8 protein-coding genes are annotated in these 14,020 nt (G+C 45.5%); 1 reads left to right on the plus strand and 7 read right to left on the minus strand.

Annotated elements, in window-relative coordinates; genetic code table 11:
• On the plus strand, window positions 1-906 hold the full coding sequence (locus ACT89M_RS24130) for an IS3 family transposase (protein ID WP_308723561.1): 906 nt from the start codon (window positions 1-3) through the stop codon (window positions 904-906).
• A 283-nt stretch (window positions 907-1,189) separates the two neighbouring features.
• On the opposite strand, the gene ACT89M_RS24135 is transcribed toward ACT89M_RS24130, so the two are convergent.
• The 7 genes from ACT89M_RS24135 to ACT89M_RS24165 form a co-directional block, all read right to left on the minus strand.
• On the minus strand, window positions 1,190-2,536 hold the full coding sequence (locus ACT89M_RS24135) for a GH1 family beta-glucosidase (protein WP_154985110.1): 1,347 nt from the start codon (window positions 2,534-2,536) through the stop codon (window positions 1,190-1,192).
• A gap of 402 nt (window positions 2,537-2,938) precedes the next feature.
• Window positions 2,939-4,624: an ABC transporter substrate-binding protein gene (locus ACT89M_RS24140; RefSeq protein WP_090924964.1), complete on the minus strand. Its 1,686-nt coding sequence runs from the start codon at window positions 4,622-4,624 to the stop codon at window positions 2,939-2,941.
• 166 nt (window positions 4,625-4,790) lie between these two features.
• Window positions 4,791-6,491 carry an ABC transporter substrate-binding protein gene (locus ACT89M_RS24145; RefSeq protein ID WP_154891745.1) on the minus strand — a complete coding sequence of 567 codons (1,701 nt, stop codon included), beginning with the start codon at window positions 6,489-6,491 and terminating at the stop codon, window positions 4,791-4,793.
• A 395-nt stretch (window positions 6,492-6,886) separates the two neighbouring features.
• On the minus strand, window positions 6,887-8,566 hold the full coding sequence (locus ACT89M_RS24150; protein WP_341181271.1) for an ABC transporter substrate-binding protein: 1,680 nt from the start codon (window positions 8,564-8,566) through the stop codon (window positions 6,887-6,889).
• 202 nt (window positions 8,567-8,768) lie between these two features.
• Window positions 8,769-9,671: a carbohydrate ABC transporter permease gene (locus tag ACT89M_RS24155; RefSeq protein WP_090924952.1), complete on the minus strand. Its 903-nt coding sequence runs from the start codon at window positions 9,669-9,671 to the stop codon at window positions 8,769-8,771.
• Between the two features lie 15 nt (window positions 9,672-9,686).
• Complete coding sequence (locus ACT89M_RS24160) at window positions 9,687-10,670, minus strand: ABC transporter permease (RefSeq protein ID WP_145334795.1); 984 nt, start codon at window positions 10,668-10,670, stop codon at window positions 9,687-9,689.
• Between the two features lie 298 nt (window positions 10,671-10,968).
• Window positions 10,969-13,965: a glycoside hydrolase family 2 protein gene (locus tag ACT89M_RS24165; protein ID WP_308723207.1), complete on the minus strand. Its 2,997-nt coding sequence runs from the start codon at window positions 13,963-13,965 to the stop codon at window positions 10,969-10,971.
• Window positions 13,966-14,020 lie beyond the last annotated feature (55 nt).

Genomic DNA, 14,020 nt, shown 5'->3' on the forward strand with positions numbered 1-14,020 from the left:
ATTGAGCGAGGATATCCTGTCCGTACGGTGCTCCGGATCTGCGATGTTCCTCGCTCAACATATTATTATCACTTGAAACACCCTGAACGCCAGCAACCCATAAGTAGCGGACGAAAAATCCCTGGATACTCTTACAACCAGCAAGGGAATCGTATTTCGGACACTCGGATTGTCGGGTTTCTTCGTCGTTTGATTCAAGGGCCAAATGCAGCGTTTGGCTACCGAAAACTAACCGTGTTGTTACGCCGAAAGTACAATCTGGTAATTAACAAAAAGAAAGTATATCGGCTCTGTAAGTCTCTCAGTATCCTTCTCCCTCAGCGCGAACAAATCCATACCGTACCGAGAAAAGTAGCTAATAACCGAACGGTAGATGGGCCTAACCAATTGTGGCAGATGGATATCAAGTACGGTTATGTTGCGGGGAAACGCCGGCACTTTTTCCTCGCAAGTATTATTGATGTTTTTGATCGTCGAATCGTCGCTCACCATCGCGGTAAAGCCTGCGACACGCAGAGCATCCTGCATACGCTCCGGCAGGCTATGGTAACGCGACGTATCCCTAAGACCGAGCCAAAGCTCGTGATTCGTACCGATAACGGCCCTCAGTTTATAAGCAAAGCGTTTTATAACTTCTGTGAAGAAGCAGGTTTAGAGCATGAGCGGACACCCGTTCGAACACCGAATAAAAATGCTTTTATTGAATCGTTTCATAGTGTTCTGGAACGTGAGTGTTACCAGCGACATTGTTTCGAAAGCTACGAAGAAGCCTTTTCCGAGGTAGACCGTTATATCCGTTATTACAACAAAGACCGTATTCACGGCAGTCTACACGACTGGTCGCCGACAGATTACCTGCGCCTGGTCAACGAAGGAACCATAGAGCCCAAATCCATTGCATTATGATGCATCAATCTGAGAAAAAGCTAGCTAGTGTCCAATATTAAGGGGTTGAACCGCAGGAGAGCTTATTTGAGTTGTTTGGCGCTAAAATGGGCTTGTTTCTTCTGTTTTTGTTGAAATAAGCTTTGTGGAGATCGTTACAATTTCAGAAGGCTCTATTTCGCTCAAATAAGCTCATCTGAGATCGTTAGAATAAGAAAAAGACGGTCTGCCTTAGAAGTCCGACAGAACCGCCTATATAATAGTAGAAAAAATAATTTTTGTTAAAGAGACATTCGTTCAAAGTTTAATTCCGGATCTCAAGCCAATTATTTCTAATCACGTTCTGATACCAATAAAAGCTCTCCTTAGGCGTTCTCACAAGTGAACGAAAATCAACATGCACCAAACCAAAGCGCATCCGGTAACCTTCAGCCCATTCATAATTATCCATCAGTGACCAGGCCATATACCCTTTCAGGTTGATGCCGTCATTGATGATGCGGTGGATCTGAGCCAAATGCTGCTCATAATACGAAATGCGGCGATCGTCGTTAATTTTACCATTTTCCAGATCATCGTTAATACATGCACCATTCTCTGTAATATATACATCCACGTTACCGTACTTTTGCAGGTAATGCATGAATTCATACAAACCGCGTGATTCCACAGGCCAGCCGATGTCTGTTTTAATTAATCCCATGTTCATTTCTTCCGACTGAAGCACACCCGCTTCAGGATTATGACGGTTAATGCCCATCGTATAGTAGTTAATGCCAAGCAAGTCAATCGGCTCTGAGATAATTTCCATATCTCCATCTTGAATCGGTACAGTTGCTCCTGCTTCTGCAAACCAATCCACCAGAAACTGAGGATAGGAGCCTTTATAGATTGGATCAAGGAACCAGTCTGTATTCAGCGCGATAGAGCGGTCACACGCTGCCTGATCCTCAGCAGACTTACTATATGGCTCAGCCCAGCATACATTCGGAGCGATACCGATCTGACCCGTAATGCCCATACGGCGGAAAGACTGTACAGCTTTGCCGTGTGCCACGAGCAGACCATGAGCCACATTAATAGCCGTTTGCACATCTTTATTACCCGGCGCATGAATGCCAAGCATATTGGACAGGAAGGCAATACACCATGGTTCATTGAAGGTTAACCAGAAGTTGATCTTGCCTGAAAATTCTTTGAAGATCACTTCAGCATATTTAACAAATGCATCCACCGTTCTGCGGTTTCCCCAGCCCCCGTCATCCTCCAGCGTCTGTGGTAAATCCCAGTGGTACAGTGTAAGGAACGGTTCAATACCAGCATCTAACAGAGCATCTACAAAACGATGATAGAAATCCAGACCTTCACGGTTGATCTCTCCATCCCCATCTGGAATAATGCGTGGCCACGCAATAGAGAAACGATACGTGTTAATACCAAGCTTTTTCATCAGTGCAATATCTTCTTCATAACGGTGGTAACTGTCACACGCAACATCACCATTATCACCGTTAAACACTTTACCAGGAGTACGTGCGAATGTATCCCAGATGGATACTCCACGCCCTCCCTCTTGTGCAGCCCCCTCAATCTGATAGGATGCGGTTGCGGTTCCCCAGCGGAAATCTTGCGGAAATTGAAAAATCGTCATAATTAACTCCTCCATTTCAGATGACGTACGGATCGTGTATCCCACGCCATTCATTAGTAATAGGTTAGTGCATGTGAGGCATGATTCAATCTCGCTTAACACCTATTTTTTTCTTTTTTTGAAATAGGGAGTTAGCGAAACTGGTTTCCTAAAACGTTTTCGAAATTGCGAAAATAAAAAAGTTTCAATGGTGTAAACATGCAAAACTTAAAATTCATCCATTATGTTGACTGGAAGTGCTTACAATAAGAGGATTATATGCGATTTCAAAAATGTCGTCAATGATTCTCGTTACAGAATTCTCAAAAGATACTACTACAGAAAAAAGCCCTCACAATGAGGGCCTTTTCCTATTACTCCGATTCGAAACTGGATAAAGATGAACTCTAAGATGAACTCTTATTATTTAACGTCTTTACCCGTCCACAGGGATACACGATCTTTGATCCATTCCGTGTATTGTTTCTCCATTTCTACTGCACCGGCTTTATCCAGTTCAGCCAGGAATGCATCATAGGTTGCATCGAAGTTCGCTGGTGAAGTCAGAACAGCTTCCGGAATACGTTTGCGCACGATATCCTGTGTTTTCTGGAATTTCACACTGTAATCTGTACCGGAAGGTACGGGCATATTGTACGCTGCCCCCCACTCTTTCAGCTTCAGATCATCTTCAGCAGGATAGAAATCCTTCCAAGTATTAATACCATAAGCTTTCAACGTTTCCTTCTCAGCCGCTGTGTATCCAGCCTGAATCTGCTCAGGGAAGTTGGTCGTGTAATAATTGTCCGTTGCATCCTTCACACCATCACCGTATCTGGCACTGAAAATGTTGTACATGCCAATACCTGTTTCTTTGGTGAATGCGGAGTTATCGTTTACTTTGCGATCCTGAATATCTTGCGGAACGACACGTTTGCCATCCTCTACTTTGTAATGCTCATTTTCAATGCCCCAGTTTCTCAGGACTTGACCTTCATCGGATGCGAGCCAATCCATAAACTTGATGATGCGGACCGGATCTTTGGCAGACGTCGTGATTCCGATACCGTAACCGTCAAAACCGGTTGGCTGGAACGTGTGGTCTACAATGTCCTTGTTCAGCGAGACGGAGAAGTGAGCATACGTGCTGTCATCCTTACCTGCGGATTTGAGCGCATTCTCAGCTTCACCATAGTTCCACTCCTGATCAATCAGACCCAGAACACGGCCGCTAGCGATTTTGGACTTGTACTGGTCATCCTTTTGCACAAATGTATCTTTGTCTAGAAGACCTTCGTTGTACATTTTGTTCAACCAGCGGAAGTATTCTTTCTCCTCTGGACGTTTGTAATGAAGCATCGCTTCATATGTCTCAGGATTGATGTAATACTCTCCATCATCCGGTGCACCCGTTGCCTGGAAGGCCGGATTCGTAACCGTGATCATGATTTTCCAGTCATCGGCATTCAGCGTCAGTGGAATCGTTGGCTGTCCGTCGATGGTAGGATGTTTTTCATAATAGGCACGTAGTACATTTTCATAATCTTCAAGTGTTTTTACTTCAGGGTAACCCAGTTCTTTCAATACCTTTTGCTGGATTTCGAATCCGCCTGTAGCGTCAAAAACAACGTTGTCTACCCCCATGTTGGTCGGGATGGTATAGATCGCCTGATCTTCGGTGCTGTATTTCAGACGATTCATCTGATCACCATAGATTTTTTTCAGGTTAGGAGCATGCTCCTCGATCAGATCGGTGAGGTCAATCATTGCACCTGCATCCACCAGCTTCGATAAGTTTCCTTTTGGGAAAATCATGTCTGGATAGTCGCCGCTTGCTGCCATCAGCGCAACCTTCTGGTCACCGCCATTGTTGACATCATACTCAGCCTCAATCGTAACGCCGGTTTGCTTCGTGATCTCTTTACCAACGGCATCCTGCATGTTGTTCCAGGTTGGACTTGGATCTGCGCCAAAGAACGAGATCGTAATCGGGTCGGTACCACTGGATTCGGTAGTCTCTTTGCTACCGGAGTTACCGCATCCAGCTGTAACCAACATTGCACTAGCCAACATTAACATCGCAAACGTCTTGGGTGTCTTACCTGTCATTCTGCCTTTCATTTTGCCTCTCATTTGTCTATCTCCCCTATTTATGAAGGTTTTATCTGTATAACAGGCTTGGTGCCTGTGAATACCACTTCTTATTTGAGCCAAGCTGCTTAATCTTGAAAAATATAATTAAAATTTTCCTTCAATGCATTTGTCATGCTAAAACTTATTTCACATCTTTACCTGTCCAGAGGGATACACGATCCTTGATCCAGACGGTATATTGTTTTTCCATCTCCACTGCGCCTGCTTTATCCAGTTCAGCCAGCAGCCCGTCATACACACTGTCGAATTGATCCGGTTTCGCCAAGATCGCTTCTGGAATACGTTTGCGGATGATATCCTGTGTTTTCTGGAAAGTCACGTTGTATTCGGTATCGGAAGGCACCGGCATGTTATATGCTGCACCCCAATCCTTTAGTTTCAACTTATCCTCAGATGGGAAGAAATCTTTCCATGTTGTAATGCCATACGCTTTCAACGTTTCTTTCTCAGCTGCCGTATATCCAGCCTGAATCTGTTCAGGGAAGTTCGTTGTGTAGTAGTTATCTGTGGAATCTTTCATACCGTCACCATATCTGGCACTAAAGATGTTATACATTCCGACTCCAGACTCTTTTGTGAACGCGGAGTTATCGTTAGTTTTACGATCCTGCACATCATCTGGTACGATGCGTTTTCCATTCTCTACTTTGTAGTGCTGGTTCTCAACACCCCAGTACCGGAGCACCTGGCCTTCGTCAGAAGCAAGCCAATCCATAAACTTGATGATACGAACCGGATCTTTCGCAGACGTTGTAATACCAATGCCGTAACCGTCAAAACCGGTTGGCTGGAACGTATGATCTACGATGTCTTTGTTCAGGGACACGGAGAAGTGAGCATATGTGCTCTCGCCGTTGTTTTTGGATTTGAGCGCATTCTCAGCCTCGCCATAGTTCCACTCCTGGTCGATCAGACCCAGTACGCGGCCACTGGCGATTTTGGACTTATACTGGTCATCCTTCTGAACAAACGTATCTTTATCCAAAAGACCTTCGTTGTACATTTTGTTCAGCCAGCGGAAGTATTCCTTTTCCTCTGGACGTTTGTAGTGCAGCTTTGCTTCATACGTCTCTGGATCAATATAATATTCACCATCGTCTGGTCCACCCGTTGCTTGAAAGGCCGGGTTTGTAACCGTAATCATAATCTTCCAGTCATCCGCATTCAGCGTGAGCGGAATCGTAGGCTGACCATCAATGGTTGGATGTTTCTCATAATAAGTGCGTAGCACGTTTTCATAATCTTCAAGGGTTTTCACTTCGGGATAACCCAGCTCTTTCAACACTTTCTGCTGAATCTCGAATCCGCCGGTAGCATCGAATGCGACGTTACCTACACCCATATTCGTTGGAATCGTATAAATTTTCTGATCTTCATTGCTATATTTTAGACGGTTCATCTGGTCACCATAGATTTTTTTCAGGTTAGGTGCATGTTCCTCAATCAGGTCGGTTAGATCAAGCATGGCACCTGCATCCACCAGCTTCGACAGGTTTCCTTTAGGATAGATAATATCAGGGTAATCACCACTAGCAGCCATCAGCGGAATTTTCTGGTCTCCACCGTTATTCACGTCAAACTCAGCTTCAAGCGTAACACCGGTTGCCTTCGTAATCTCTTGCCCAACAGCATCCTTCATGTTATTCCAGTTCGGACTTGCATCGGCTCCGAAGAATGTAAAGGTGATTGGCGTGGTTGTATCCCCCGTATCCACCGGTTTTTCTTCAGCTGATTTCCCTCCGCTAGTTCCGCATCCTGCTGTGATCGCAAGAGCGCTCGCTAACAAAAGCATTGCAAATGTTTTTGGTGTTCTGCCCTTCATGTATAATCCCCCTTTGGATAAAATGAAGCTGTGTATTTGTACAACAGGACACGCCTGCTCATACCATATCCGGGTGAATCAAATGCTTTCTCAGATTCAGGTGACATTAAAAGCGCTTACTTTCCCCCCGTCTGTGGGGATGAGAATCTGACCTAGCTGAGCTTTGATGAATCACACGTTCACTCAATTTAGTACTAACGTTTGAGTCTATCCAACAGCGTACAAGTTTTTGTAAGTGCTTTCACAGTTGAATCATAATATCTAAGAATTCCCTTGTCAATAGCTAATTTTAAAAACCTAAAACGGTTTCACTAAAACGTTTTCTGTATAAAACAAACCCGATATTCCGGGTTTGTTTCCATTTTTGAAACAGACAAGTCTGTACTACTCCAACACTAATCAGCGTTCCACAAACGAACGCGATTTTGAATTAAAATGGTATATTGTTTTTCCATTTTTTCTGCTCCTGCCTGGTTTAGTTCAACGATCAAGCCATCATAAATGGCATCAAATTGATCCGGCGAACTTAAAACAGCTTTGGGAATCCGTTTGCGAATGATATCCTGTGTTTTCTGGAAAATGACATTATAATCCGAGTCTCCGGGTGTAGGCATGTTATAAGCTGCTCCCCAAGGTTTAACCGGGAATTCCTCTTCCTTTGGAAACAGGTCCTTCCAAGTGGATGCACCATATGCCCGTAGGGTCTCTTTCTCCGCCTGGGTATATGAAGCCTGAATTTGCTCAGGAAAATTCGTCGTATAATAATTATCAGTCGAGTCTTTTACACCATCCCCGTAACGTCCAGACATATTTTTATATAGTCCAATGCCAGACTCTCTCTGGAAAGCAGAAGCATGGTTTGTTTTTTGATCCTGGACTTCTGCGGGAATTACACGTTTGCCATCCTTGATTTCGTAGTGCTTGCCTTGAATGCCCCAGTTCATCAAGATCTGACCCTCCTCGGAAGCCAAATAATCAAAGAACTTGATGGTACGCACCGGATCAGGGTTAGAAGTCGTTATACCAATTCCCCAGCCTGATACAAATCCCGTGTCTTGAAAAGAATGATCCTTCATGTCTTCGGACAACGTCACCGGAAAATGTGAATAGGTTGCCTCCGCTCTGCCCGCCGATTTCAATGCGTCCTCAGCGTCGGCATATCCCCAATCCTGATCGATCAGGCCCAGTACGCGTCCACTCGCAATCTTGGATTTATACTGATCTGACTTTTGTACAAAGCTTTCCTGATCCAGCAAACCTTCGTTATACATATGGTTCAACCATCGGAAGTACTCCTTTTCCTCTGGGCGCTTATAATGTAGCTTCGCTTCATAGGTAATCGGATCAATGTAGTATTCGCCGTCATCCGGCGCGCCTGTCGCCAGAAACGCAGGATTCGTAACGGTGATCATGATTCTCCAGTTGTCAGCATCCAGCGTTAACGGAATGGTCGGCTGACCATCCGTCATGGGGTGTTTTTCGCTGTAAGCTCGCAATATATTTTCATAATCCTGGAGTGTACGAACCTTGGGGTATCCCAGCTCTTTGAGCACACGATGCTGAATACCGAATCCACCGCCGGCGTCAAAATACTTCTGATCCACCGCATAATACGTCGGCAATACATAAATAGACTGATCCTCGTTGCTATATTTCAACCGATTCATGGAATTACCATATAGCTTCTTCAGGTTGGGAGCGTGTTGTTCAATCAGGTCTGTCAGGTCGAGCATCGCTCCAGCATCAACCAGCTTGCTAAGTTCCCCCTTGGGAGAAACGATATCTGGATAGTCTCGGCTTGCTGCCATTAATGAAATCCTATCCTGTCCCCCGCTAACGGCAAATTCACCGTTCAGGGTGATGCCTGTTTTAGCTGTAATGACCTTGCCCACTTCATCCTTCATGCCATTCCAGTTCGGACTCGGATCAACACTGAAAAAATCGAACGTAAGTGGAGATGGCGCTCCGCTCGTATTCGTAAGTGACGTTTTACCGCCAACGCCTCCATCACAGGCTGTAAGCACAAGTAAAGCCAGAACAGGCGCCAGTGCGACCTTCATTTTGAAACTGGACATAATGGTAATCCTCCCTATTCATACGTCTGTCTTATACGGAACTGTTCTGTTCCTCTCTATAGCTTCATGAGTATCCTCTGCCGCAGTAGCTGAAAATCAAGCCGTTACGGCAGCAGTTCGGATATCCCGAGCTTCTTGTATAAGTACTTTATTATAGGTGTACAATCCATTATTAAGCCAGTCTTTACATCGGATCACAGGTCTATGCTTTTACCGCTCCAAGCGTCATTCCGCCAACAAAATACTTTTGCAGGAATGGATACACAATCAAAATTGGAACGGTAACGACGATTGTAATCGCCATTTTGATCGACTCTGGAGAGATTTGCGTCATTTGCTGTGCCATATCATTCGCATTTCTTCCGGCTCCCGAACCTTGTTGTGTACTTTGCAGTACTTTCATCAACTCGTATTGCAACGTCGTCAGATGTGCTTTTGAGCCGTTATACAGATACGTATCGAACCACGCATTCCACTGACCTACTGCCAGAAACAAAGCAATCGTTGCGAGTACCGGCTTACACAGCGGTAGAATGATCCGGTAATAGATTTTGAAATCATTCGCGCCGTCCAGCTTCGCTGATTCCTGCAAGGCATAGGGCAACCCGTCAATGAATGAACGGATGATAAATACGTTCCAGGCACTGATCATACCAGGCAATACGTATACCCAGAATGTACCGATCAGGTTCAGATCACGCATCAGGATATATACCGGAATCAGACCACCCGAGAAATACATCGTCAGCGCCAGTGTTGTAGATACAAATTTCCGAAGACCGAAGTCAGGTCTGCTTAGCGTAAAGGCGATCATGGATGAACTGATCAGTCCAAGCAGTGTACCTACAAGCGTACGCATAATGGAGATTTTCAAGCCCTGGAGCAGACCTTCATACTGGAAGATCGTCTGATAGTTCTGTAATGTAAATTCACGAGGCCATAAGTAAATTCCGCCGCGTACTGTATCTGCTGAGTTGTTCAGTGAGATCGCCAGTACGTTAAGAAATGGATAGAGTGTTACAATCAGCACCATGGTCATCGCGAGGATATTAAATATATCGAACACTTTATCGCCCCGTGTGGCATTGAATGTTTTGTTCGCCATAATGTCTCCCCCTCCCTACATGATGCTTTCTTTGGTGAATTTTTTGAACAAACCGTTGGCCGTAAACAACAGGATGATACTGACAACAGAGTTGAAGATACCTATCGCTGTACCGTACGAGAATCGGCCCATATTCAAACCGTAATTGAGTGCATAGAGATCAAGGACTTCGGAGTAATCCAGGACCAGACTGTTCTGTAGCAAAAATTGTTTCTCAAAACCGATGCTGATCAGATGTCCGATGGACATGATGAACAATACAGAAATCGTCGTCCGGATACCTGGCAGTGTGATATGCCACATCTGTCTAAAACGGTTTGCACCGTCTACACGGGATGCTTCATACAGTTCTTGGTCAATACCAGTGATGGCCGCCAGATAGATGATCGCATTCCAGCCCGTTTCCTTCCACATATCTGAAGCGGTTACAATGTACCAGAACAGATTTCCCTTGGCCATAAACTGAATCGGCTGATCAATAATATTGAGACCGATGAGCAGGTCATTGATAATGCCTCCATCCGTGGACAGCATCTTGGTAATAATCCCCGCAACAACGACCCAGGATACAAAGTGAGGCAGGTACGATACGGTCTGTACAGCCCGTTTGAAGAACATGCCTTTCATTTCGTTCAGGAGGATCGCGAAGAAAATCGGCACGATAAAACCGACAACCAGTCCCATCAAACTCATCGCAAGTGTATTTCGAAGCACCAGATAGAACCTGTCATCACTGAACAATTCTACAAAGTGTTTAAAACCAACCCAGTCCTGTTCACCAAACGACCTGGCTGGTTTATAGTTTTGAAAAGCCATCGTCCATCCCCACAGCGGAAGATAGTTAAATACAAATACCCAAGCGACGAATGGCAATGACATAAGATAAAGATACTTCTGCTGTTTCATTCTGTCCCAAACTCCGTTACGCCTTGGCTTCAATGGCGGCTGGGAGTCACTGCCTCTTTTCGCGGAAGCGGATTTCTTTGTTAGCGTTTCCATCTCCGTTCCCCCTCCTCTGTTTTTATAAAATAATCATAATCGATAGAGCGTTTTCAAAATACCATCTGGATTTTAGAGAAAATCATATAAAAATTAGATATCCCCCTCTAGAATCAGACATTTATCCGTTAAAATTAGAGATATTAAATACTTATTAGTGTCACAAAATCTATATGAAGTAAAAAATAACTTTTTTAACTAAAATACGAAAACGTTTTTCGGAAATCGTTTACTTTACATTTTATACATCAAAAAAGAGACCTGGTTAGGTCCCTTTAGTGTCTTGATTCGTGTCTTATCACAATGTGAATTGAATAGGTTGAAGTTTGAATACTCCTAGCAACTCGGCGGCTGTAACGGAGCTTTCCGGATGAAACTGCTCTCCGCGGGCATAAGACAACATCTCTTGAAAAAGAAACGCAGCTTCCGGACGCTTCATCAAGGCGCTGTCGGTAAAAGGAAAAGAGGATACCAGGATACGCCCCTTCCCTGCTCTAGCCTCAAAAGCATAAGCGAGCCGTTTCGCCCGGTGAAAATGATCTACCACCTCGATCAGCGGTGTAGCCCCCTGCATGGTATCCAGGCATATGGCCGGCGTATCATTCACAAGATGATACCAATGCCAGTCCGAAGCTCCATCCTGCGGAAAAGCTCCGAGAAGAGCTGTTTCTTTCTCCATATACATACCCATCGTAGCCCCCGGCTGGGTGGCAAACATGAGATAATTCCAGAACACCGGCAGGTACTTCGTTTCCACTGGATCATACAGATCCGTTGCACCCGGCATAAGCCAAACTCTTCCACCATTCAAGAGAAGATCCAGTACATTGGAGGTTAAGGACTTCACGATCAACAGGTCATGCTGATTTTCCTTTAACCATCGGAAGCCATTCACATGATCTACAGCATCATGATAAGAATCAGCGAGTAGGGGCTGTAGTTCTTTTACCGTATTCCAGATGCGTTTCATCTCTCCATAACGTTCGTTTTGCATCTTCATCTGTGGGAAAGACCAACCATGCCACTGATTCCGGGCTATCGTAACGGTTGCTAAACGATGGGAAGAGTACACGGTGGATTGCAGCGGATCATTCACATGGTCGCAACGTAGCTCAGCCTCCACTCGAAACGCAACTACACCTTCGGCCTGAGAGTTAACCATTATACTCCCGAGAGATGTTACTACACCGCACGGCATATCTCCGCAGCTCCATTCTCCTTCAGCCAGCATCCGTTCGTCCGTAACCGTAACCATTCTCCAGTGAATGGAAGCATTTTTTAACACCCTTTTGCCAAAGTGGGATACACGCACTTCGATTTCAATCGGTTCTCCAGCATAGTATGTCCGCTCTCTGGAGCCAAGAAGGATGACTACCTCAGCATTGAATTGTTTTACTTCTTTCGGTGTGGTTATCCCTTTATCTTCCCAAAAGACATCCAGAAAACCCGTGGTGGCGTGTCCCTGTCCCGGGAAATCACGGATATCCAGCAGCTGGATGCCCGCAGCATCTGGCGTACGTCTTACTCGCTCCATTGCTTCTTTAAGAGATCGCATCAGATGTATACCCGTTGCCTGCTGGTATTGTTCCAGCTTTGCCATCATGCCTTTACGTGTAAGCGACTCTTCGACAGGTTCTAACCATGTAGGACGAAGGACACCTGTATACTTCTCTCGTTCCTGCGGACGTACATACATCGTAAATTGCGCATGTTCATGCCCGATCACCGGATGTGATGCAAGCCGTGTAACCGCATGATAATCCAGCGTAGTATCGGGTACCGCCGCCAATACAGATTCCAGCGGGGGATGCCAGTTGAATGATTGAATGAAATAATCGGTCTCTCTACCTTGAGCTGGAAGGTGTCCAAAGCCTGTGTTATCTGTATATAGCCTCGACGGATCTGTATCTCTCGCTCTTGAAATAAGCGCATTCAGTTCTGGATGCCCGTTAGCGCCAATTAACTCATTGCCGAGCGAGAACAGGACAAACGAAGGATGACGATGCAATGCTTCCAGCAACCGATCCAGCTCCTGTGTCAGATACGTCCGTATTTCAACTGGAGCAGGCATATCCCGTTGTTCAAAAAAACGTGACCAATGGGGAAGCTCTGCCTGTACAAGCATGCCCTCTTCATCGGCAGCTTCCCAGAATGGTTCCGGTGGACTCCACCCGTGTAAACGAACATGGTTGAAGCCATATGACTTGGCTATGCGAAATTGTTTCACATAGTACTGTGCATCCCAAACGGGATATCCCGTAAGTGGAAAGATACAACAGTCCACATACCCGCGCAAAAACACTGGTGTTCCGTTCAGGACAAGTTGTTTTCCACTGGATGCAAAAGAACGCATGCCAAACCGCTGCTCCACCTGGTCAAGCTTCTGTTCGTCTGCCTGCAATTGAACTACCGCCCGATATAAGAGGGGATTCTCATCGCTCCACATGGCAATCGCATTCTCGGAGTCCAATGCAATCTGGCATACCCCCGTAACCCAGCCCTTCTCAACACTGCTATTCAAGGAATCATCATCACTTCCAGTGTTTGCACTGTTCCCAGTACAATTGATATCCAAACACTCGCGCTTTAGCCATGAGCCATCCGGATGCTGGATATCGATTAGAAGCTGCAACGGTGCGACTGAGTCTGCAGCTGGATTAATAACCGTGTACCGAACTGCTATCTTTCCGTTAGCAGGATCAGGTTCAATACGCACCGTATGTACCCGCTGCATGGGTTGCCTCTCCAAATAGGCTCCTCCTGTAATACCTCCCCAAGCCGTAGCGGTATGCAAAGAATGAATATGGCTGCCTGCCAGTGGAAGCTTCATCGTGTTATCCACCCAAATCTCTACACGGTTCATCTCGCCAGGCTTCACCCAAGGGGTCACATCCCACGTCTGATCCGTCAGCAGACTATCCCTTTCTCCCGCTTCGTTCCCATTAAACCACAGCCTTGATGTCCAACGTACACCTTTCAGTCTGAATACATAGTGTCCGTTCTGTGGATCAGAGGGAATATAGATGTCCTGCGCATACCATGCTGCCCCCTCATACTCTCGGATTTTTGTCCACGTGTCGATTCTGGTGTACTCCGGCGCTTCCCCGTATCCTTGCTCTTCCCATGACCCCGGAACTTGAATCGTATTCCATAAGACATCATCCCGGTGCGGGGGAATGCATGTCCCAGCATTCTCTCCCTCTCTTCGTTCTCCACTCAGTTCAGTTAATTGAAAATGCCATGTTCCGTTCAAATTGATCGTGTGACGTACAGTTGTTAAATCAGTACGATTCATATCCTGCAGCCATCCCTTCATCTGGACTCTTGTACTTTGTACAATCAGTCTACGG

The organism is Paenibacillus sp. NN59, assembly GCF_057597225.1.